The sequence below is a fragment of the Paraburkholderia bryophila genome, assembly GCF_003269035.1.
GTDB classification, from domain to species: Bacteria; Pseudomonadota; Gammaproteobacteria; order Burkholderiales; family Burkholderiaceae; genus Paraburkholderia; species Paraburkholderia bryophila.
The window spans coordinates 1-22,400 of the sequence record NZ_QLTK01000026.1 but is presented as its reverse complement, the minus strand read 5'-3'; the positions used below and the strand labels follow the sequence as shown (position 1 = coordinate 22,400).

Below are 22,400 nucleotides of genomic sequence, written 5' to 3'. Positions count from 1 at the left end.
GCGCCTGGCACGAATCGCCGCCCGCGCCGATTCGTCTGGCGTATTCACGCTAAAGTAGTGACTGCTGATCCTGGCCGGACCTCGCGTCCGTTCTCTTTCGCAGTCACTCACTGATCGACGCCCGCGTGAACACTCTGCCGCTTTCCGCCGCCCGCACGCTGCATCTGGCCGCGCAAGGTCTGCTGACCCCGCCGCGCCGCAAGGCCGTCAAGGCCGACGTGCTCGACACGATCCGCCGCATGGCGCAATTGCAGATCGACACGATCCACGTGGTCGCGCGCAGCCCTTATCTCGTGTTGTTCAGCCGGCTCGGCACGTATCCGCAGCAATGGCTCGACGAGCATCTCGCCGAAGGCAAACTATTCGAATACTGGTCGCATGAGGCCTGTTTCGTGCCGACCGAAGACTACGGCCTGCTGCGCCATCGCATGCTCGATCCGAGCGGAATGGGCTGGAAATACGCGGCCGAGTGGCACAAGAAGCATCGCAAGGCGATCGACGCGCTGCTCGCGCACATTCGCGCCACAGGTCCGGTGCGTTCGGCGGATTTCGCGCGCGAGGCCGGCACGGGCAACGGCTGGTGGGACTGGAAGCCGGAAAAACGCCACCTCGAGGTGCTGTTCGCGATCGGGCAACTGATGGTCGCGGAGCGCCGCAATTTTCACCGCGTCTACGATCTGACCGAGCGCGTGCTACCCGATTGGGACGACGCACGCGACCTGCCGCCCGCCCACACGGTCACCGACCAGGTGCTGCGCCGCACCTGTCGCGCGCTCGGCATTGCACGTGCCGACTGGGTCGCCGATTACTACCGCCTACCGCGCCGCCCTTATCGCGACGAACTGCATGCGCTTGCCGATGAGGGTGAGCTGATTGCGGTGCAGGTGGAAGGCTGGAAGCAGGACACGTTCGTTCATCGCGACTATGCGGCGATGCTCGACGATGCGGCAAACGGCAAGCTCGCGTCGACCGTGACGACCGTGCTGTCGCCGTTCGATCCGGTCGTATGGGACCGTAAGCGCGCCGCCGCGCTATTCGATTTCGACTATGCGATCGAATGCTATACGCCGGCGGAGAAGCGCAAATACGGCTATTTCGTGTTGCCGCTATTGAGCCGCGGCCGGCTGGTCGGGCGCGTGGATGCGAAAGCGCACCGCACCCAAGGCGTGTTCGAACTGAAGTCGCTGCATATCGAATCCGGCGTGCGGGCAAGCGCCCGGCTTGCCGGCGATCTACGCCGTGCGTTGCAACGTTGCGCGCAGTGGCATGGCACGCCGCAATTGGCGTTCACGTCCGCGCCGCCGGAATGGCTCGACGCGTTAAACGTCGGCGCTGACGTGGAAGCATGACGGGGCCGCGTGAGCTCGCCTTCAATGCAGCGCGGCCCATGCCAGCGACAACGAAAACGCGCCCAACACGATCGACGCAGCACGCTGCATCTTCACCGGATTGAGCCACGTGAGCTTGCCGCTGCCGAGCGCGGCGCCGAACGCTATCCACGCGAGCGCAATCGGCGCCAGCAGACACGCGAACATCAGCATCGCGAAGAGGTAGGCCGGCAGATGCGCGAAGGCGATCGCCGGGAAGATCGTGCCCGCGAACAGCAAGCCTTTCGGGTTGAGCAGCGTTGCGACGAACAGCGTGCGCATGCCGATGATCCGCTGCGTCGAATCGGGTAGTGCGACGGCGGCGCGCCACATGTCGACGGCAAGGTACGCCATGTACAGCCCGGCCGCCACACGCAGCAACGAAGGCAGCCACGGCCACGCATGCTCGGCTTGCGCGAGAAAATGTCCCCACACGGAAATCGACACGAGATAGCCGGCCAGTTCGGCGACGATCAACGGTGACGAGCGTCGCATGCCCTGGCGCAAACCCGCGGCGGCGAGCAGTGTATTGGTGGGACCCGGCGTAATCAGCACGACGACAATGCCGCCGGCCAGTAACGCGATGGCGGATTCGGAGATCATGAAAAAGGCGCAATGTCGAAAACAATGCGCCTTTTTATCACGGACCGATGAATCGCCGAAATCTTGCGACCAGTTTCAGTGATCGAGCCTGGCGCGCAATTCGCGCGCGGTTTCCAGCAACCCTTCGTAACCCGACCGCGCGTGTTCCGGCAGATCCGGATCGCCGACAAATGCGCCGAGCGTTTCAATCAGGCTATACAGAATGCCTTTCGCGGCGCCCGATGCAATGCTGCCGGAAGAGACCTGCTGATCCACGTGACTGAGCGCTGCGTCGAGGTGTTCCAGGTCGGGGCGGTCGCCCGTGGGGGGCGTTGGCGAAACGTCTTGCGTCATGATGAAACTTCGCTCCTGTTGACTAATGACTGATGGCTATCGATGCCTCGGTGAACAAGCCATGCTGGTACCTTGTTATATACCGATCGTGCGTACACGTCTATTCGTGATAGGGACGAACCCGATCTAGCTCAGTGACCTGGTCGGTGTGATGCGATACGCACATCGCCGTGCACCGGCGAGCACGTGTTCTTCTCGAACAATCCCGCCCTCGTCGCCGACGATCTCCGCGAAGAGCTGCAACTCCGCGCGACAGAAGCCCTGGCAAGTCCGCGCCGCCGCGCAGATCGGGCAGTGGTTTTCGAGCAGCAGCCAGTCGCGGCCGTCTTTCTGCAACTCGGCCATATAGCCTTCGGCGCTGCGAATTTCCACCAACCTGGTGAGTCGCGCCTTGAGTCCTTTCATCGGCTTCAACGCCGCCAGATAATTCGCGCGCGTTTCGACCGACCGTTGATCGATCAGCTTGTCGAGCCCGGCTTCGCCGAACAACTGGCGAATCGAGCCGAGCAACTGCACGGTCAACTGCGGATGCGTATCCGGAAAGCGCGCATGCCCCGCCTCGGTGAGCGCCCAGCTTTGACTCGGCCGCCCCGGTCCCGCCTGCGACGCCTGACGCCCTTCGATCAGGCCACCGCCCAGCAGCTTCTGAATCTGCTGGCGCGCCGCCTCGACGGTAATGCCGAGCTCGCCCGCAATCGACGCGGTCGACAACGCCCCCTGCGTCTTCAACAGCGTCAGGATGCGATCCACCGGCGCCGCGCTCGTCACAGCGGCTGCGGCGCCAGGCGAATTATCCAAGCTTTCATTTGCATATCTCATCGAGCCACATTATTATCCAAGTCAGTACTTGCATAATAAGTCAACCACGAACGGCTGTCCACGATATGAAAAATCCGCAATCGAACGCGCCGGCATGGAGCGATCTACTCACCGGCAGTAATGGCTGGCGAGCCTTGGGACTCGCGGGCGGCGTCGCGCTGCACGCCACTAACGTGCACGTTGCAACGACGATTCTGCCGTCGGTCGTGCACGACATCGGCGGGCTCGAACTGTATGCGTGGAACACCACGCTGTTCGTCGTCGCCTCGATCCTGGGGTCGGTGCTGTCGATGCGTCTGCTTGCCGTGCTCGGCGCACGTTCCGCGTATTTCAGCGCGCTGGCCGTCTTCACGCTGGGCACGGTCGTCTGCGCAAGCGCGCCTTCCATGCCGTGGATGCTCGCCGGCCGTACGCTGCAAGGCCTCGGCGGCGGCGTTCTGCTCGCACTGAGCTACGCGCTGATTCGCGTCGTGTTCGAAGAGCGTCTGTGGCCGCTTGCAATGGGGCTGGTATCGGGCATGTGGGGCGTCGCTACGTTGTGCGGGCCGGCGCTCGGCGGCATCTTCGCGCAACTCGGCGATTGGCGTCTCGCGTTCTGGGTGCTGTTGCCGGCCGTTCTATTGCTTGCCTTGATCGTGCAACGCGAGGTGGACGGCAAGCGCGCCTCGCATGTGAACGCCGCGCCCATTCCTTTGCTCAAGGCCGCGTTGCTCGGCGCTTCCGTGCTGGTGATTTCGCTTGCCGCACTAACTGAGCAGATGGCGTGGAATGCGCTCGGCGTGATCGCGGGTCTTGGGCTCGTGTGGCTGCTCGCGCGGCTCGAACGCAACGACGGCACCACACGTCTGTTGCCGAGCGGCGCGTACTCGATCCGTACGCGCATCGGCAGCATTTATGCGTGCATGAGCCTGCTCGGCATCGGCGTGACCTGCGAGATTTTCGTGCCGTATTTCCTGCAGACGATTCACGGCCGCTCGCCGCTCGCGGCCGGTTATCTGACCGCGTTGATGGCGGCGGGCTGGTCGGTCGGCTCGATGTTCAGCGCCCTACGTTCCCCGGCGGTCGCGCAACGCATGAGCCGCGCGGGGCCGCTCGTCGAGGCATTGGGACTCGGCGCGCTCGCCTGGTTGATGCCGATGCCCGATCTGTTCGACAGCACGAGCGGCACGCTGGCGCTGTGCGCGGCGTTGACGAGCGTTGGACTCGGCGTGGGCATCGGCTGGCCGCATCTGCTGACACGCGTGTTCACCGCCGCGCGACCCGGCGAGGAAAACCTCGCGTCGCTGTCGATCACCACCATTCAACTCTTCGCGATGGCGGTCGGCTCGGCACTGGCGGGGCTCGTCGCGAACGGCGCGGGACTCACGACGCTAGCCGCGCTGCCCGGCGCCCAGCACACCGCCGTGTGGCTGTTCGCCATCTTCGCCATCGCGCCGCTGCTCGCGGTCGGCTTGACGCGTCAGCGCCCTGAGCCGCGTTTAACCGGAGAAGCATCGTGATCGATCGCGTGCAAGCCATGCGCATTTTCGTGCGCATCGTGGATTCGAGCAGCTTCACGCGCGCTGCCGAATCGCTCGACATTCCGCGCGCCACCGCGACCACTACCGTGCAGGCGCTCGAGTCGCTACTCGGCGTGCAACTGCTGGTGCGCACGACCCGCAAGGTCACGCTGACCGCCGAAGGCGCCGCATACTACGAACGCTGCGCGCAGATTCTCGCGGCGATCGAAGAGGTCGAATCGGGTCTGTTCAACCGGCCGGAGAATTTGCGCGGCCGGTTGCGTGTGGCGATGCCGGGCATGATCGCGGCGTCGGTCGTGGTGCCCGAACTGGCTTCGTTTCATGCGCTGCATCCGCATGTGGAACTGGCGCTTGGCGTGAATCATCGCGCGCTGGATCTGACCGGCGAGAGCGTGGATTGCAGCATCGAGCTGGGCGAGTTGCCGGATTCGCGCCTGCTCGTGCGACGCCTCGGCTGGCTCGACCGCGTGACTTGTGCAAGCCCAGCGTATCTGACGCGCTTCGGCGAGCCGCATCATCTCGACGATCTGTCCAAACATGTCGCGGTGAACTGGTTGTCGGCGCAATCCGGTCGACGGATGGACTTCGATTTTTGCGTGGCGGCGCGCGCGAGCAAAGCGAAAGTAAGTGGCTTCATTCAGGTGGACGACGAGCACACCTATCTCGCTTGCGGTCTCGAAGGCTTGGGGTTGATTCAACTCGGGCGCGCGACCGTAGCACCGTATCTGGTCTCGGGTCAGTTGATCGAAGTGCTGCCTAAGTGCAGACCTGCACCGCTCGCGGTATCGGTGACCTATGTGAAAAGCCGGCAGATCTCGCCGCGCGTGCGCGCGTTTGTCGACTGGCTGGCGGAGGTGTTTGAAAAGGCCCCGGGCGTGGTTAGGACGGTTGCGACGCGGGTGGGTGAATCGCCGTTGTGGCCGGTGGTTGATTCGACGCAGGGTGGGCAGTGCGTGGGGGTGGTGCGTTAACCTGCGGATTATTCACTAGCACCAGATCTACGAACGGGCAATCACCCATCCGGCCAGCTATTTCGCAGCGCTGTCGAGATCATATAATTTTCTACCGTAAGACATCCGAACTAAAAACCTGAATATTTTTTCGTTCTCGAAGAAACTTACGCTGAGCATTGACAACGACAAAGGTATTTGTAAACGCACTCTGCGAGGAGCAAAAAATTGCCGGCCTATTTCGAAAAATTTCCCTACTACCCTGCATTGAGAACGCGTCCCGCGGAAATGCTGGGCTATGAAAAAATCGCAGAGGAAGTTAAAGGTGCATTGCTTCCCCTCATCACACTAGGTGCGTGGCCTAAGCAGCCCGGTGTGCTTACTTCACTCAAAATTGCCAAAGCCGCTGTTGGCAATCGCCCGTACCTTCTCGACGTCACTGGCGAGCCCAAATATCAGAACCCAGAGCTCCTCGCCCTTCTTTCCCCCGAGGGCTCTTTCAACGCCTGGCGAAAATTCGTTCAGACAGATCCCCTCGCCATCCCGGTGATACAGATGCCGGTTGATTTGCGTTTACCCGAGCTAATGCGGCAGACGCGCGAACTTGCGAAATCCGCGCACGAGCGAGTCGCATTTCGACTTGTGAATCTCGCCGCGGACACGCCTCGGGCTGTCGCGGCACTGTCAACGCTGGATTCGGCCGATCAGGCGATGGTTATCGTCGATCTGGGGCTTGTGGCCAAGGAAATGATCGGCAAGTGCATTGTCGACTCAGTAGGCGCAATCAATCAGATTCGACGCGATATTCCTAACGCTGCGATATGCGTGATGTCGTCAAGCTTTCCATCGTCCGTCACCAAGTCATTCGACAAGGACTCAGGTGGCACACGCGGCAGCATACCCATTCTTGAACGCGAACTCTTTGAGGAAATTGGAGCCGACGCCTGCCTATACGGAGATCATGGCTCAATCCACCCGAAGGTGTCTGCGGCCAGCGGCGGCAGATATACGCCGCGAATCGACTATCCAACGGCCGAGTCGTGGGAATTCGAGCGACGTCCCGATACCGATGCTCAAGGATATGTCGCGACGGCCAAAGCGCTTCTCAACAGCTTTCCCGAGATCCGCAGAAACGAATCGTGGGGAGCACAAAAAATCGTATCAGCTGCGGCGGGACTGATCGACAAGATGAAAACACCTTCCAGTTGGATTGCCGCCCGCGTCAACATGCATATCACGCGACAATATTATCTTTCTCTCGTATCCAGCTTGCCAGCCGACGACGACTCGCTTGAAGAGTGACACGAAGGTCTACGCCGCGCTGCGGAGCAGTACTGTTTGTGGAATGTTTTCGGCGACGAGTCCGTAGCGCTCGCGGAGGCGATTGACATTCACGGCACGCTCAAGCCTTTGTTCGCTTTTCGTGTCCGAGACTGCGGGTGCTATCCTCAACCCACCAACAGATTGCGCAACCGCGATCTCTGTCCGGCGCAATGCGACAAGGTCGCCCGGCAACGTAACTTCGCAACGCTGCGTCATAAAAGTCTCGTGAAGCGTTTTATATCGCCGCTTGACTGTCGACAAGACGAACCGACGCAGGCGCTTCACGCTGACGCGTTCAAGCTCCTGCATCAGATTGAGCCGCGGGGCCGCCGCAGTAATGTCGACACCTTCAGATCGCAGGAAGGTCGCCAGATCGGTTTTCCTGAGGAAGCCGCCGAGTATCGCTGCCGATCGAACCGGCACACACTCGCCGCGCCGACGCAATTTGATCCGCACACGCACACCTTCATTCAGTGCCTCCCAAACCTCGACGTGCTTCGGGTATTTGCTCAGAATAGATTCGACAAATCTACTCGCGACAACCAGTGTGACTTTGTCGAACTGAGCCATATAGGCTTCGAGTTGACCGTCGAGACGACCCAGCGTATCCCGATCACTCTTAATTTCGAACGCGTGAAGGAAACCGTTAGCGATGGCCAGATCGGCGCGACGCAAGCCATTCGCGAGCACCATCTCGCTAATCAGGACCGCGTCGTCGTTGATGTGATGGCGCAAAAGTCTGTCTATGACCGCTGCCTTGATTATCGCTTCGTTCAAAGCTTCCATTGAATATCCCCCGTCAGCCGAAATTATAGGCATTTCCCGCAGGAGGGGGGCTATTCCGCGTGCCGTTTGTGGCTAAAACGTTGCCGCATGTCTCACCTTATTTCATCTGATTGGCCTTCACCTCGCGGCCTCCGCGACGCAGCGAAGGCCAGCGCTCAAACATCGCGTGACTTCATCGACATGACGATTTTCCGCATCAACCCCGGCATGGTTTTAAGCGAAAAACACCCACCACCATCGCCTCACCCGGCCCCTTCACTTTCCCTCAAACACCGCCGCACGTCTCTCCGAAAATGCCACCAACCCCTCGCTAAAATCCGCGCTCTCGCACGCCCGTCGACGCAACTCCGCTATCTGCTCCATCGCTTGCACCGGCATCGGCTGCATGTCTTCAAGAACCCGCAATTGCTCCTTCACCGCCTGGATCGCCAAAGGCGCTTTGGCCGCTATGCCACGCGCCATGTCGAACGCGGTCGCCTCCAGTTGGTCAGTGTCCACCAGGCGGTTGATCACGCCATATCGCTCCGCACGCGTTGCGTCGAGTGGCTGCGCTGTGAAGAACATTTCCTTCAACACATGAATCGGCACGTTGTTGAAAAAGCGCAACAAGCCGCTCGTCGTGTACGGCAATCCAATGTTCGCCGGCGTCATCGCAAAACGGGCGCTCCCGTCCGCGATCACCATGTCGCAACTCATCGCTAAATCCACCGCGCCGCCCCACGCGGAACCCGAGACCAACGCGATCACCACGCCCGGATAGGCACGCACGCGGCGCAAAACCTTCTCAAGCGGCTTGCCGTAGGCAATCGGGTCGCGGTCGTGCGCCAGTTCGCCCAGATCGTGGCCCGCGCTCCAGACGTCCTGGCCAACCTCTGTGCCCAAGATCACCACCGGGATTCGCTGCGCGGCGAGGTCGACCAGCCGCGCGTCCATCTCCTCCAGCAGCCCCGCGCTCAACGCGTTTCTTCGCGTCGGATAGCTGAAAGTCAAGCGGGCGATTCGCTCGTCCACCTTATCTGCCGTCACCGAAAATGCTCCCGCTTCCGTCGTGCTCATTGCGTCACCCCCGCAGCGCGTTCCAATGCCCTCTGCTGCGAATAATAGTCGCCCGTTTGATGCACGGTTCTGGTGGCGAGCAGTGCGTCGATCGCGGCCGTGTCGAAACCCGCTTCGCGCAATACATCGACAGTATGTTCGCCAAGCGCCGGCGGTGCGTGGCGGCTCGTGTGCTTCGCCGGTTCGCCCGCCTCGGTGGAACTCGTCACCGGTGTCACCACCTGACGCAACGCGCCGAGCGTCGAATGCTCGAGCGTTTCAACCAGTCCGCAATGCTGGACCTGCGGGTCGGCGAACACTTCGTCCAAGGTGTTGATCGGGCCGGCAGGTAAGCCCGCCGCAATGAACAGCTCCGTCCATTCGCGTTTGCCGCGCGTCTTCAGGCGCGCCTCCAGCATCGACTTCAATTCGTCGCGATGCTCGACGCGCGCTTCGTTCGTCACGAATCGCGCGTCGTCCGGCAGCGTCGGCAGGTCGAGCAGTTGGCAAAGACGCAGCCACATATCGGAGGTGATCGGCGCGAGGTTCAGCGGGCCGTCGGCGGTTTCGAATACGCCGTATGGCGCGATCACCGAATGCGCATTGCCGGTGCGGCGCGGAATGTCGCCCAGGCTCAGATAACGCTGACCATGCACGCTCAGCAATCCCACCAGACTCGCCAGCAGCGACGTGCTCACGTGCTGGCCGCGGCCGGTTCGTTCGCGCTCCAGCAGCGCGGAGAGAATCGCCATGGCGAGCCACATGCCGGAGCTCAAGTCGCCGATTGCAGTGCCGGTACGCGTCGGGTCGCCATCGGCGAAACCGGTCAGGCTCATCAGGCCGGAATAACCCTGCGCGATCTGGTCGAAACCGGGCCAGCCGCTCATCGGACCATCCGCGCCGAACGCGTTGATGCTGCCCATCACGAGGCGCGGATTGCGCGCGCTCAGCACGTCGTAACCCAACCCCATGCTGTCGATGGTGCCGGGCTTGAAGTTCTCGATCACCACGTCGGCGCCGTCGATCAGCCGATGAATCGCCGCCAGCCCTTCCGGCTGCCGGAAGTCGATGCACACACCGCGCTTGTTGCGGTTGCAGGACAGATAGTAGGTACTCACGCCACGGTCGAACGGCCCCCATGTGCGGCTCATGTCGCCGCTCGGGCCAGGTTCGACCTTGATCACGTCCGCGCCGAGATCGGCCAGCACCATCGAACAGAACGGCCCCGACAATGCGCGGCTCAATTCGACGACCTTGATTCCTTGTAACGCTTGCATCCAGTTCTCCCGCTAATCGACGATGACAGTTAAACGAACACGCTACTCCGGCAACGTCTGATGACGCGTTTCAACCGCGAACGGCAAGATCAGCAAACCGATCACGAAGGCCGCCGCGGTCCACGCGATCGGCAAGCCGAGCGAGCCTTGCCAGTGAATCGCGGCGGCCAGCAGGAAGTTGACGCCCGCGCCGAGCAGGCGTCCCACCGACGCGTTGAACGCGAAAGCCGTGGCGCGAATTCGAGTTGGGTATTGCTCAGGCAGCCACAGCGAGAAGATCGCGAAGTTGCCGCCGAAAAAACCGAGGAACAGCAGCGAGCCCATGAACAGATTGAGACCGTTCGGTAGATAGAAGACCCAACCGAACGCAAACACGATCGACACCGCCATGCCGGCGAAATACGCGCCAAGCGCGAGCCGTCGTCCGACCCGCTCGGCGAGCCAGGGCGCGGCAAGACAACCGAGAATCGTCCCCACCGCCAGCACCGCCGCGCCAATCGACGCGAGATGCACCGCGCCGATCCGGTCGATGCCGGCGCGCGTCGCGAGCGTCACGACGGCGCTCGCCTCGTACACCGAACCCGCCCACAGGCCGATGATCGCAACGCCCACCAGACTCGCACTGGTCAGCGTGCGGCGCAGATACGCCGGCGCGAAAATCTCCAGAAGCGGACGGCGGACCGGCATCGCAGGCGCGCTCGGCTGACCGACACCGTGCGCGGCCTTGCGCCACTGCCCCGGCTCCTTGACCCTGAGCACCGTGAAAATCGCGAGCAACGCGGGCGCGAGGCCGCACAGAAACATCGCGCGCCAGCCGTATGCCGCGCCGACCGTGTAGTTCAGCAACGCAGCGAGAAAGAAGCCCACGTAGTAGCCGGTCTGCAGATACCCCGCGCCCATCTTGCGGCGATCCTCCGGCCAGCTCTCGGCCACATAGGTGCCGGCCAGTGCCCATTCGCCACCCACGCCGATGCCGGCAATCAGCCGGAACGCGGCCAGCTCCCAGACGTTGTGCGCGAACGCCGCCGCGCCGGTGAATACCGAGTAAATGAGGATGCTCGCGGCCAGTGTCTTGACGCGCCCGAAGCGGTCGGCGAGTGGCCCCCAGATGAACGACAGGCCCCAGCCGATCAGAAACAACGCGAACAGGATCGAGCCATACATGCCGAGGTTGCCTGGCGTGGCGGCAATGCCCGAGGCGGGCAGCAATTCAGTCAGCGCCGGGATCAACACCAGCGCGTAGATGACGGAGTCCACGCCATCCAGCACCCATCCCGAGTAAACGGCCCAGAAACCGCCGATCTGCTCGCGGCTTAGGGGCGTGCGCCGTGGCTTGAGCGCCGACGTCGATGCAGCGATCGCTTTGGACATGCTTGTCTCCGGTTGAAACGGCGTCGCGCCATGAGGACGGACACGCTTCGGTTTTTTGTGGTTCGAGTATAAGAACGCATTCGATAATCGAAAAATATGATATTTATCTTGTTCGATCGGATTTTCTTATGGCATGAGGGAGCGAGCGACGCGCATGGATCTGCGGCAACTCAGGTATTTCGTCAAGGTGGTGGAATGCGGCAACGTCACGCGTGCCGGCGAGGCGCTGCATATCGCGCAACCGGCGATCAGCCAGCAGATGCGCAATCTCGAAGCCGATCTCGGCATGCAACTGCTCGAACGCAGCGTGCAAGGCGTCGCGCCGACGGCAGCGGGGCAAACGCTCTATCGCCACGCGGTCGAATTGCTGCGGCAAGCCGACAGCACCCGCGAACTGTTGCGTCAGGATGCCGAGCTTCCGCAGGGCAAGGTATCGGTGGCGATGCCGTCGAGCACGGCGCGCATGGTCGCGATTCCGCTCGCGCGGACCATTCGCGATCGCTATCCCGGTATCGCGCTGGAATTGATCGAAGCGCCGAGCGCGGACCTCGCCAACCTGATCGGCGGCGGACGCGTGGAATTGGCGGTCGTGGTGGATGCGGTCGAAACACGCGGCGTCGCGTCGCAAAAGCTGCTCAGCGAAGCGCTCTATCTGATCGCCTGGCCAGAGTTTCAGATGCCGGACGAGCCGGTGCCGATCGCGCAACTGGCGCGCATGCCGCTGATCCTGCCGAGCGCGCCGAATACGATACGCAGCCGCGTGGAGTGGGCATTGCGCGAGGCCGGCCAACCGTGCGAGATTCTGTTCGAAGCCAGCTCGACCGCGCTGCTGTTCGCGGCGGTCATGGCCAGGCTCGGCGTCACGATCCTGCCGTGGACCGCCGCGCACGTCGAACTCGACGAACGCAAACTGAAGCTCGCCAAGGTCGATCACCGGCTGTTTTCGCGCGACCTGTCGCTGTGCTGGCATGACACGGCGTTGTTGAGCAACGCCGTGCAGAAGGTCAAGGCGACGATCCTCGAACTGTTCGACACCTTGGGAAGACGGCCGGAGTGGACGGCGGCGGACTAACGCGCCGCCATCTGTGAAACACTGCGCTCAGGAAGGACAGAAGCTCATGAAGGACGCGCCCGTCGTATGAAAATGCGTCGCGTCAGATCGAACGCCACCAGATTGCCGGCCACCACCAGCAGCAGTCCGACCACCGCCAGCGCGGACCATTGGTAGCCCTCGAATACCGTCGACACCGCCAGCGCCACGATCGGAAACAGCACCGTGCAGTAGGCAGCCCGTTCGGGGCCCATACGGCCGACCAGCATCAGATAAGCGGTAAAGCCGATCACCGAGCCGAAGATCGCCAGATAACCGAGCGCGCCGAGATAGCGCACGGACGGGTCGACGGCAAACGACAATCCACCCAACGCGCTGCCCACGGTCAACACGCCGGCGCCGATCATCATCGCCCAGCTATTGGTGGCGAACGGATGCAGACCCATCGATTGCATGCGGCTCGACAGCAGATTGCCGGCGGAAAAACACAGGGTGCCGAGGAACGCGATGCCGAGTCCGAGCCAGGCGGTGTGATCGCCAAGGTGGCCAGCCATCTGCTGAACGAACAGACACACAATGCCGACGAGCCCCAGCATCGCCCCCGCAATCGCCGTGGGTTGTAGCGGCCGGCCCATGAACAGACGGCCATTGATAGAGTTCAACAACGGCGCGGTGGAAAACACCACGGCCACGAGCCCGCTCGGCACGACCTGTTCGGCGTAGTAGAAGCACAGAAAGTTGACGCAGAACAGCGCCAGTCCTTGCGCCACGAGGAACCGCCACGCGGCGCGCGGCGGCCAGATCGGCCGGCGCATGATGCGCAGTAGCGCGAACAGCACCAGCGCCGCGATCCAGAAACGCCATGCGATCGAAACCGGCGGCGGCACCGATCCCAGTTGCCATTTGATGGCGATCCAGGTGGTGCCCCAGATCAATACGGTAGCGGCATAAAGCGCCAGATTCATGGTCAAGCCTGCAGCAACAATGTCGGAAGCCCGACTATGCCCCTGCGCGGCGCGCCGCACTTGTCCAGGATTGCGCACTTTTTCGTGGTGGTCAGCGGCGGCGCAAGCATCCCCGTATACTGGCGTTCAGCCCGCTTTTAGCAGTATTCCGCCTGTTCCGTGAACGCCAGACCGCCCGCCGCCGAGTTGAATCCCATCGAAACGCCATTCGGCCTTCAATCGGTGTGTCACACGCTGGGCAACTCCAACGCCAATCTGGATCGTTTCGCGTGGCTCGGCGACCGGCTCGCCGTCGCCATCTGGACGCGCGAAACGAAAGAGGCCGAGACCGTTTACGACCGGCCCGGCCATCACACGTTGTCGTGCTATTTGGATGGCGGCTATCGCACCGAGCGTCAGAAAATGCCCGGCCATTACGGCGCGCCGTCGCGGCTGTGCACGCTGCCCGGCGATCACGAATCGCGTTGGTGGGTGCGGGGTCACATGCACTTCATGCATCTGTACTTCCTGCCGGAACACTTCACGCAGCGCGCCGTGCAGGAGCTCGATCGCGAGCCGCGCGAACTGACGCTCGCCGATCGCACCTATTTCGAAGACCCGCGTATCGCCAGTCTGTGTCAGTCACTCGCCAATGAAGACTGGCAAGACCCGGACGGCCTGCTGCGCACCAACGAAACCGCGCATCAGGTGCTGAGTCTGCTGCTGCGGGCGCAAGGCGTGCGTCGCACCGACACGGCCCTTAAAGGCGGCTTGTCGGTGGCGACTCGCCGGCGCTTGCGCGACTACATCGACAGTCATCTCGCGCAAACGCTCACGCTCGGCGAACTCGCCGGCGTCGCGGCGCTTTCCGAATTCCACCTCGCGCGGATGTTCCGGACGTCGTTCGGTCTACCGCCCGCCGCGTGGATCGCGCAACAGCGGCTTGAACGCGCCCGCACGCTGCTGCGCACCACGGCGCTGCCGCTCGCGCAAGTCGCCGAACAATGCGGCTACGCGAACGCCAGCCATTTCAGCCATCGCTTTCGCGACAGTGTCGGCGTGGCGCCGTCCACGTATCGGCAGGCTGTTGCCGCCTGATACGTGAAACGCGCTGCTTCGCTTTGGCGTTGGCTTTGGCGTTACTTCAACGCCATCGCCAGCACGCGCGCCACATGGATCGCGTCGATGCCCGCGCCGTCGTGGATCTGATGCCGGCAGCTCGTGCCGTCGGCCACCATCACCGTATCGGCGTCGATCTTGCGCACCGCCGGCAGCAACGACAACTCCGCCATGGCCTGCGACGTCGCGTAATGCTCGACTTCGTAGCCGAAGCTGCCCGCCATCCCGCAGCACGACGATTCCACCGTCGATACCTTCAGCTCGGGAATCCACTTCAACACCGTTTGCACCGGCGTGAACGCGTCGAAGGCCTTCTGATGGCAGTGGCCATGCACCAGCGCCTGCGACGTGGCCAACGGCTTCAACGCAAGCTGCAAACGTCCGGCCTTTTCCTCGCGCACCAGAAACTCTTCGAATAGAAACGCCTGCTTCGACAATTGCCGCGCGTCTTCGCCGAAACCGTACTGCAGAAACTCGTCGCGCAACGACAGCAAACACGACGGTTCCAGTCCGACAATCGGCACGCCCCGCTCCACGAACGGCTTGAACAGATCGAGCATGCGCCGCGCTTCCTGTTTCGCCTGATCGACCAGACCCGCCGCGAGGAAGGTACGGCCGCAACACACCGGCCGTTCGCCCTGGCGCATGTTGAAATGCACGGTGTAGCCGGCGGCCTCCAGCACTTGCTGCGCGGCGCGCGCGTTGTCGGGTTCCATGTTGTTGTTGAACGTATCGACGAACAGCAGCACCTCTTTTACCGCGCCGCCCTGGGCCGGTTTAGCCGCCTTCGCGTTCGACAGAAACGATTTCCTGAAGCGCGGCAAACTCCGCTCCGGCGCAAAACCTGCGGCACGCTTGAACCACGCCGATAGCACCGGCACGTTGTCGGCCAAGGCCAGCAAACCCGGCATGCGGCTCGCCGCCCCGGCATAGTGCGGCATGAAGGCGACCAGCCTGTCGCGCAGCCTCAGCCCGTGCCGTTTGACGCGCGCCGCCCGCGCTTCGATCTTGAACTTCGCCATGTCGACGCCGGTAGGGCAATCACGCTTGCAGCCCTTGCACGAGACGCAGAGATCGAGTGTGTCCTTGACGTCGTCGCTGGCCAACCCCGCTTCGCCGAGCTGCCCTGAAATCGCGAGGCGCAAGGTGTTCGCGCGTCCACGCGTGACATGCTGTTCGTCTTTCGTCACGCGATAACTCGGGCACATGGTGCCCGCGTCGAACTTGCGGCAATGGCCGTTGTTGTTGCACATCTCCACGGCTTTCGCGAGACCGCCGGACAGATCGTTGCCGGTTCCCGGCGAGGTCTCCTGACCCGTGAGCGGATCGCGCTCCACATTCCACGCCGACCAGTCGAGCGCGGTGTCGATCCGCTGCTCCTGGTAGCCCGGCGCGAAGCGGAAATGACGCGTGTCATCCATTTTCGGCGGACGCACGATCTTGTCGGGATTGAAGCGGTTATCCGGATCGAACAGCGTCTTGATCTCGCTGAACGCCTGGTTAAGACGCGGTCCGTATTGCCACGCCACCCATTCGCCGCGGCACAGACCGTCGCCGTGTTCGCCCGAATAAGCGCCCTTGTACTCGCGCACCAGCGCCGCCGCTTCTTCGGCGATCGCGCGCATTTTTGCCGCGCCGTCGCGCCGCATGTCGAGAATCGGCCGCACGTGCAGCGTGCCGACGCTTGCGTGCGCGTACCAGGTGCCTTCGGTGCCGTAACGATGGAACACTTCCGTCAAACGGCTCGTGTACTCGGCCAGATGCTCGAGCGGCACCGCGCAATCTTCGATGAACGACACCGGCTTGCCGTCGCCCTTCATGCTCATCATGATGTTCAGCCCGGCTTTGCGGACCTCCCACAGCGCTTTCTGCTCGTTCGCGTCCGGCATCTCCACGACCGAATCGGGCAAGCCCAGATCGGCCATCAGTTCCGTGAGCTGCTTGAGCGCGGCGCGTTGCGCGTCGCGATCCTCGCCTGCGAACTCCACCAGCAGGATCGCCTGCGGCTCGCCGACCAGCGCCTTGCCGATCACCGGCCGGAACGCGGGGTTGCTCATCGCCAGATCGATCATGGTGCGATCGACCAGTTCCACCGCCACCGGCTTCAGCTTGACGATGTGCTGGGTCAGGTCCATGGCTTGCCAGAACGTCGGGAAATTCACGACGCCGAGCATCTTATGCACGGGCAGCGGCACGAGCTTGAGCGTCAATTGCCGGCTGAACGCGAGCGTGCCTTCCGAGCCGACCAGCAGATGCGCGAGGTTCGCGAACCCGTCGTCGGTATAAGCGCGCGGGTTCTGGCAATCGAACAGATCGATGTTGTAACCCGCCACGCGGCGCAACACCTTCGGCACCTGCGCGACGATTTCGTCGCGTTCGCGCTGGGCGATCCGCGTCACGCCGTCGAGTATCTGCTGCAAGCGCGCGCCTTGCGGTGCGTCGCGCAACGACGCGAAATGCGCTTCGGCGCCGTCGGCAAGAATCGCGTCGATCGCCTCGACGTTGTGCACCATGTTGCCGTATTCGATCGAACGCGAGCCGCACGAGTTGTTGCCGGCCATGCCGCCGATCGTGCATTGCGCGGCGGTCGAAACATCGACCGGAAACCACAGGCCATGCGGCTTGAGCCACGCGTTCAGATGGTCCAGCACGACACCCGGTTCGACGGTGACCGTACGCGCGGCGGCATCGAAATCGACAATGTTGTTGAGCCACTTGGTCGTGTCGATCACGAGCGCTTCGCCGACGGTCTGGCCGCATTGGCTGGTCCCCGCGCCGCGTGCGAGCAGCGGCACTTTCTCGCTACGGGCGATTTCCAGCGCGATGCGCAGATCGTCCTGATCGCGCGGCACGACCACGCCGATCGGCGTGATCTGATAGATCGACGCATCGGTTGCGTAACGGCCGCGGCTCGCCAGATCGAACAACACGTCGCCGCGCAACGACTTGCGCAGGTGCTGCGCGAGCGGCGTCGTCAGGCGTGCGGCGGAGGGGACCAGATGAATCGGCTTGACGAGCAAAGCGGAGGTGGGATTCGTCATATCGTCTGCCTTTGGAAAAACGAGCTGGCTAGTACAGCGTCAGGCTGACCGGCGCGAGGCCTTCAATGCGTCCGCTCGCGGTGCCCGCGTTCTGCGGAAAAAACATCCCGGTGTAGGAGCCGGCGGTGATGACCATGTCCGGCGTCACGGCGACACCACGCGACGTCGCGTGATTGACGAGCCACGTCAGCAGACGCCGCGGATCGCCGGCGGGGTTGGCGGGAGCCGTCTGAACCACGTCGTGACCGTCGAAGCTGAAACGCAGCGACGGCGCCACGAACGGAAAGTCCTCTCGATACGGCGTGAACTCGCCGACGATCAACGCGCCGTGGTTCTGCAGGTCCGCGAGTTGCGCGAGCTTGTCGATGTCGGGCCATGTCGCGTAGCGGCTCGACACGATTTCGATGGTCGCGCCGATCGAGCCGATGCCCGCGCGCACTTCCGCCTCGCTATATGGCGTAGCGGAAGCATCGAAGCGGCGGCCAAAGCGAAACGCCACTTCCAGTTCGAGGCCCAATGGCGTGAATTCCGCACGCGCCAGCCGCGCGCCGTCGGGGTGCATGTCGACGGCGGGCAGCGGAGCGCCCTGGATCGGACCGTTATCCGACTTCGCACCAATCTTCCAGCCGCCGATCCGCGCACCGCTTGCGTCCAATATCTCGTGCTGGATCGCGTAGGCCGCGTCGGCGTCGGCGGGCGAGTGCTCTGGCGACAGCGCGTCGAGCGTGGTTTGATTACGGCGTGCGTCGGCGAGACGCTGGCTGAGTGATATCGTCATAGCGTGCTTGGGGCGAGGAAAGAAAACGGCGTCGTGTGTCGTGCGATTACACGCCGAGGCGGGTGGGCACTTGCCCTTTGTCCGCCGGATTGACGGCGAATTTGCTCTCGGGCTGCATGCGAAACGCGAGCACCACACCGATCGCCATCAGCAGCATGCTGCCGAGGAACGGCAACTCCCAACTGCCGAAATAATCGATTAGAAAACCGCCCGCCACCGGCGAGATGATCGCTGCCAGGGCCGAGCCGGTGTTCATCATGCCGCTCGCGGTGCCGGAGAATTCCGGCGCGATGTCCATCGGGATCGCCCACATCGGACCGATCGTCATTTCGGCGAAGAAGAAGCCCGACGCGAGACAGGCCATCGACAGATACAGGTCGTGCGTGAACATCAGCGGGATCAGCGAGAGCAGGCAGAAGAACATGCAGACCGACACCATCCAGCTGCGGGCGCGCTTCAGGCTGCCGGTGCGCTTGAAAATCCAGTCGGTCACGATGCCGCCGAGCGTGTCGCCGAGCACACCGGCAAAGAACACGACAGAAGCGAAGATCGCCGACTTCGACAGTTGCAGGTGATAGCTGTGCAGGAAGTACTGCGGAATCCAGCTCAGAAACAGCCACAAGGTCCAGCCGTAGCAGAAGTACACGATCGTGACCGGCCACATGCGGCGGAACAGTTTGCCCCACGGCACGCTGGCGGCTTTCGGCTTCGGTGCGGGCAGAATGTCGAGTTCTTCGCTCGTGATACGCGGATGATCTTTCGGATGCTCGGTGAACGTGAAGGCCCACACAGCGACCCACAACAGGCTGAATACCCCGCAGATATAGAACGATTCGCGCCAGCCCCACGTCGCCATGACGAGGACGATCAGACCGGGCGCCACCGCATTGCCGATCCGCGACGCCGCGTGCGTGATGCCCTGCGCGAAGCCGCGTTTTTCTTTCGCGACCCAACGTGCCATGGCGGACGTCGCAGCGGGAAAGGTTGCGCCTTCACCGAAACCGAGCAATACGCGCGCGGCCAGCAGCGACACCAGGCCACCGGCAAAACCGGTCAGCAAGGTCGCGATGCCCCACACGGCGCCGCAAAACAGCAGCGTGCGTTTCGCGCCGAAGCGGTCACTGACCCAGCCGCCGATGATTTGAAAGATCAGATACGGATACGCGAAGGCCGAGAACACGAGGCCGACTTCCGTATGCGACAGGTTGAATTCCTTGCCGAAACCCGCAGCCGCCGTGCTGACGTTGACGCGGTCGAGGTAGGTGATGAAGTACATGATGCATAGCATCACTAGAACGATACTGGTCGCACTGGTCACACGAAACCGCTTCATCGTCTCTCTCCATTGCATGTGTCGACGGCACGCCTGAAGTGGCGCGCTGCGTCGTTGCCCGTCAGCGGTAGCGGCTGAAGCGGGGTCATCGCATGTTGTTCGGGCCGCGTCTGAGCACGGCTCATTGAGGAAAGTGCTCCCCGCCTTCCCTGGCAGCGAACGGCTGCCTGATGCTGGTGATCGGTTGCCTGTTGCTTGCGGCTCTGTTGCTTGCGGCTCTTTTACCTGCTGCTTTTTATCGGCTGCCTGTTACGCGCTGCAGGTTGCTTGCCGTTCGCGGCGCGGCTGCCTACGACTGCCGACGTCGGTGCTGGACAGCCGCGCCACGTTGGCTTAGGCGGCCGCCTTTAAACCCGACGCCTTCGTCGGCTGGCTCAACCACTCCATAGCGGCAGGCAGACCGCTTTCCTTGAGCGGCACCCCTGCCAGCCGCAGACCCATCTCGCAGCCGGCCAACGTGGCCAGCAACATCAGGTCGTTGCAGTCGCCCAGATGGCCGATGCGGAACATGCGGCCTTTCATCTTGCCGAGACCCGTGCCGAGCGACATGTCGAAACGTTCGTAGATGACCTTGCGTACCGCGTCGGCGTCGATGCCTTCGGGCATCATCACGCCGGTCAGCACCGGGCTATACACCGACGGATCGGCACACTGAATCTCCAGGCCCCACGCACGGACCGCGCGACGGGTCGCTTCGGCGAGACGCTCGTGACGGGCGAACACGTTGTCGAGCCCCTCGCCGAGAATCATGTCGAGCGCTTCGGAGAGTCCGTAAAGCAGGTTCGTATTCGGCGTGTACGGCCAGTAGCCCGTCTTGTTCATCTCGACGATATCGGCCCAGTCCCAGAAGCTGCGCGGCAGCTTCGCCTGCTTGCTGGCGGCGAGCGCTTTCGGCGAGATCGCGTTGAAGCTGATGCCCGGCGGCAACATCAAGCCCTTTTGCGAACCTGACACGGTGACGTCGACGCCCCATTCGTCGTGACGGTAATCGGCGCATGCGAGGCCCGAGATCGTGTCGACCAGCAGCAATGCCGGGTGACCCGCGGCGTCGATCGCGCGGCGCACCGCGGCGATATCCGACGTGACGCCCGTCGATGTTTCGTTGTGCACCACGCACACCGCCTTGATGGTGTGCCCGGTGTCGGCGCGCAGACGCTCTTCGATCATCTGCGGCTGAACCCCGCGCCGCCAGCCTTCGATACCCGGCAGCCCGAGAAACTCCGGCTTCAAGCCGAGGCTTTCGGCCATCTTTTTCCACAGCGTCGCGAAGTGGCCGGTTTCGAACATCAGCACGTGGTCGCCCGGGCTCAACGTGTTGGACAGCGCCGCTTCCCAGGCGCCCGTGCCCGACGCCGGGTAAATCACCACCGGCTGCTGCGTCTTGAAGATCTTCTTGATGCCGTCGAGCACCTGCAGACCCAGTTCACCGAATTCGGGGCCGCGGTGATCGATGGTCGGGTAGCTCATCGCCCGGAGGATGCGGTCGGGCACCGGGCTCGGACCCGGGATTTGCAGAAAGTGACGGCCAGCGGGATGAAAGTCTAATTTGAGCATTGGGCTCCTCCGATTGAATTTTGCATGCAAAAAACTATATCAGACGATCCGTGACGCCCCCAAGGCGAAAATTGCCTTTTCGTACCGGTGTTTACCCCTGCTATTAACTAATCGGCGCGCTTACGATAAAATCCGACGTAACACGATGTGAGGGCTTTTGTATGCAAAATTCGGATTTCGATGCGGGTGTGGGCGTTTCCCCGCTGATGCCGAAGGTCGAGCGGCAGCGGTTGCACGACACGGTGGTGGAGCACATTCGCCGGTTTATCGTCGAAGGAGTGCTGGAGCCGGGCAAGAAACTGAATGAGCGCGAGTTGTGCGACACGCTCGGGATTTCGCGCACGCCGTTGCGCGAGGCGCTGAAGGTGCTGGCGGCCGAGGGCTTGATCGAGATCGAGCCGAACCGGGGCGCGTCGGTATCGAAGATGTCGGAGGCGGAATTGCGCGAGACCTTCGAACTGATGAGCGGTCTCGAAGCGTTTTCCGGCGAGCTGGCGGCGGAGCGCATGACGGCGGCCGAGCTGGCCGAGATCAAGGCGCTACATTACGCGATGCTCGCGTGCCGCACGCAGAACGATCTGGCCGGGTACTACAGCCGCAATCAGGCGATCCACGACAAGATCAATGAGGCGGCCAGAAATTCAGCGCTGCGACAGACTTACGTCGCGGTGAATCGTCGTTTGCAGGCGCTCCGGTTCCGGTCGAATTTCCAGATCCCGAAGTGGGATAGCGCGATTCATGACCATGACGAGATGCTGAAGGCGCTCGAAGCGCGCGACGGCGAGAAGCTGAGTGCGATTCTTCGGCAGCACTTGCTTGATAAGCGCGATGCGGTTTTGCAGGTGCAGTCGCGCGAAGATGTGTCGGCTTCGACGTTTAAGGCTTAGGGCGGCGAAGCGGTGTTTGGGGTCGGCGCTGGTGGGGGTGGGCGTCGGCGCTTGCGGCGGACTTGAAAACTTGTCCACGTAAATTGTTCGCAAGGCTGTGGATAACGGTCTGACATGGCGGGTAAGTGGTTGATGCGGCAGAGATATCGCCAGGCGGCTCAAGCGTAAGCATCAAGCGTGATTACCGGCTCGACGACGCTCAAATAGGCGCCCCGGAACCTGTCCGCATTTTTGTGTGCGAGGCGGTTTAAAGATTTCTAGCCACGTGCGAGCGTGAAGCGCTCGCCAAACAGGATAGCAAACTGGTTC

At 62.6% G+C, this 22,400-nt stretch carries 19 protein-coding genes; 7 read left to right on the top strand and 12 right to left on the bottom strand.

The window, feature by feature from the left end; translation table 11 throughout:
• The first annotated feature begins 125 nt into the window (after positions 1-125).
• The gene (locus tag BX591_RS27780) at positions 126-1,349 is read left to right on the top strand and encodes a winged helix-turn-helix domain-containing protein (protein WP_111934542.1); all 1,224 of its coding nucleotides are present in this window, start codon (positions 126-128) and stop codon (positions 1,347-1,349) included.
• 21 nt (positions 1,350-1,370) lie between these two features.
• On the opposite strand, the gene BX591_RS27775 is transcribed toward BX591_RS27780, so the two are convergent.
• The 3 genes from BX591_RS27775 to BX591_RS27765 form a co-directional block, all read right to left on the bottom strand.
• Positions 1,371-1,970: a LysE family translocator gene (locus tag BX591_RS27775; RefSeq protein ID WP_111934541.1), complete on the bottom strand. Its 600-nt coding sequence runs from the start codon at positions 1,968-1,970 to the stop codon at positions 1,371-1,373.
• 75 nt (positions 1,971-2,045) lie between these two features.
• A complete protein-coding gene (locus BX591_RS27770; protein WP_111934540.1) occupies positions 2,046-2,303 on the bottom strand; it encodes a hypothetical protein in 258 nt (85 codons plus the stop codon).
• 126 nt (positions 2,304-2,429) lie between these two features.
• Positions 2,430-3,122, bottom strand: a complete 693-nt coding sequence (locus BX591_RS27765) for a helix-turn-helix transcriptional regulator (RefSeq protein ID WP_176343064.1) — start codon at positions 3,120-3,122, stop codon at positions 2,430-2,432.
• Positions 3,123-3,187: 65 nt separating this feature from the next.
• Here BX591_RS27765 and BX591_RS27760 point away from each other — a divergent pair, with 65 nt between their 5' ends.
• The 3 genes from BX591_RS27760 to BX591_RS27750 all read left to right on the top strand — a co-directional run bounded on the left by BX591_RS27760 (position 3,188) and on the right by BX591_RS27750 (position 6,894).
• Complete coding sequence (locus tag BX591_RS27760; protein ID WP_111934538.1) at positions 3,188-4,621, top strand: MFS transporter; 1,434 nt, start codon at positions 3,188-3,190, stop codon at positions 4,619-4,621.
• Positions 4,618-5,613, top strand: a complete 996-nt coding sequence (locus BX591_RS27755; protein WP_111934537.1) for a LysR family transcriptional regulator — start codon at positions 4,618-4,620, stop codon at positions 5,611-5,613. Before BX591_RS27760 ends, BX591_RS27755 begins: the two co-directional genes overlap by 4 nt.
• 207 nt (positions 5,614-5,820) lie before the next feature.
• Positions 5,821-6,894 (top strand): beta family protein, encoded by a 1,074-nt coding sequence (locus BX591_RS27750; protein WP_146749819.1) that lies wholly within the window; start codon positions 5,821-5,823, stop codon positions 6,892-6,894.
• Positions 6,895-6,903: 9 nt separating this feature from the next.
• On the opposite strand, the gene BX591_RS27745 is transcribed toward BX591_RS27750, so the two are convergent.
• The 4 genes from BX591_RS27745 to BX591_RS27730 all read right to left on the bottom strand — a co-directional run bounded on the left by BX591_RS27745 (position 6,904) and on the right by BX591_RS27730 (position 11,384).
• Positions 6,904-7,701, bottom strand: coding sequence for a sce7726 family protein (locus BX591_RS27745; RefSeq protein ID WP_111934535.1), 798 nt, complete (start codon positions 7,699-7,701; stop codon positions 6,904-6,906).
• A gap of 255 nt (positions 7,702-7,956) precedes the next feature.
• Entirely contained in the window at positions 7,957-8,757 is an 801-nt protein-coding gene (gene scpB / locus BX591_RS27740) for a methylmalonyl-CoA decarboxylase (RefSeq protein ID WP_111934534.1), read from the bottom strand.
• Complete coding sequence (locus tag BX591_RS27735) at positions 8,754-10,013, bottom strand: CaiB/BaiF CoA transferase family protein (RefSeq protein WP_111934533.1); 1,260 nt, start codon at positions 10,011-10,013, stop codon at positions 8,754-8,756. Before BX591_RS27735 ends, scpB begins: the two co-directional genes overlap by 4 nt.
• 42 nt (positions 10,014-10,055) lie before the next feature.
• Positions 10,056-11,384, bottom strand: a complete 1,329-nt coding sequence (locus BX591_RS27730; RefSeq protein WP_111934532.1) for an MFS transporter — start codon at positions 11,382-11,384, stop codon at positions 10,056-10,058.
• Between the two features lie 154 nt (positions 11,385-11,538).
• Here BX591_RS27730 and BX591_RS27725 point away from each other — a divergent pair, with 154 nt between their 5' ends.
• Positions 11,539-12,456 carry a LysR substrate-binding domain-containing protein gene (locus BX591_RS27725; RefSeq protein ID WP_111934531.1) on the top strand — a complete coding sequence of 306 codons (918 nt, stop codon included), beginning with the start codon at positions 11,539-11,541 and terminating at the stop codon, positions 12,454-12,456.
• Between the two features lie 44 nt (positions 12,457-12,500).
• Here the strand turns inward: BX591_RS27725 and BX591_RS27720 are convergent, their stop codons facing one another.
• Positions 12,501-13,400, bottom strand: coding sequence for a DMT family transporter (locus BX591_RS27720; RefSeq protein ID WP_111934530.1), 900 nt, complete (start codon positions 13,398-13,400; stop codon positions 12,501-12,503).
• Positions 13,401-13,559: 159 nt separating this feature from the next.
• Between BX591_RS27720 and BX591_RS27715 the strand changes: the two genes are divergently transcribed.
• Positions 13,560-14,477: a helix-turn-helix domain-containing protein gene (locus BX591_RS27715; RefSeq protein WP_111934529.1), complete on the top strand. Its 918-nt coding sequence runs from the start codon at positions 13,560-13,562 to the stop codon at positions 14,475-14,477.
• 41 nt (positions 14,478-14,518) lie between these two features.
• Here the strand turns inward: BX591_RS27715 and BX591_RS27710 are convergent, their stop codons facing one another.
• The 4 genes from BX591_RS27710 to BX591_RS27695 form a co-directional block, all read right to left on the bottom strand.
• The gene (locus tag BX591_RS27710) at positions 14,519-17,539 is read right to left on the bottom strand and encodes an FAD-binding and (Fe-S)-binding domain-containing protein (protein WP_111934528.1); all 3,021 of its coding nucleotides are present in this window, start codon (positions 17,537-17,539) and stop codon (positions 14,519-14,521) included.
• Between the two features lie 28 nt (positions 17,540-17,567).
• A complete protein-coding gene (locus tag BX591_RS27705) occupies positions 17,568-18,317 on the bottom strand; it encodes a 2-keto-4-pentenoate hydratase (protein WP_111934527.1) in 750 nt (249 codons plus the stop codon).
• A gap of 46 nt (positions 18,318-18,363) precedes the next feature.
• Entirely contained in the window at positions 18,364-19,650 is a 1,287-nt protein-coding gene (locus BX591_RS27700) for an MFS transporter (protein ID WP_111934526.1), read from the bottom strand.
• A gap of 333 nt (positions 19,651-19,983) precedes the next feature.
• Positions 19,984-21,204, bottom strand: a complete 1,221-nt coding sequence (locus BX591_RS27695) for a pyridoxal-phosphate-dependent aminotransferase family protein (protein ID WP_111934525.1) — start codon at positions 21,202-21,204, stop codon at positions 19,984-19,986.
• A 161-nt stretch (positions 21,205-21,365) separates the two neighbouring features.
• Here BX591_RS27695 and BX591_RS27690 point away from each other — a divergent pair, with 161 nt between their 5' ends.
• Positions 21,366-22,091: a GntR family transcriptional regulator gene (locus tag BX591_RS27690; protein ID WP_111934524.1), complete on the top strand. Its 726-nt coding sequence runs from the start codon at positions 21,366-21,368 to the stop codon at positions 22,089-22,091.
• The last annotated feature ends 309 nt before the right edge of the window (positions 22,092-22,400 follow it).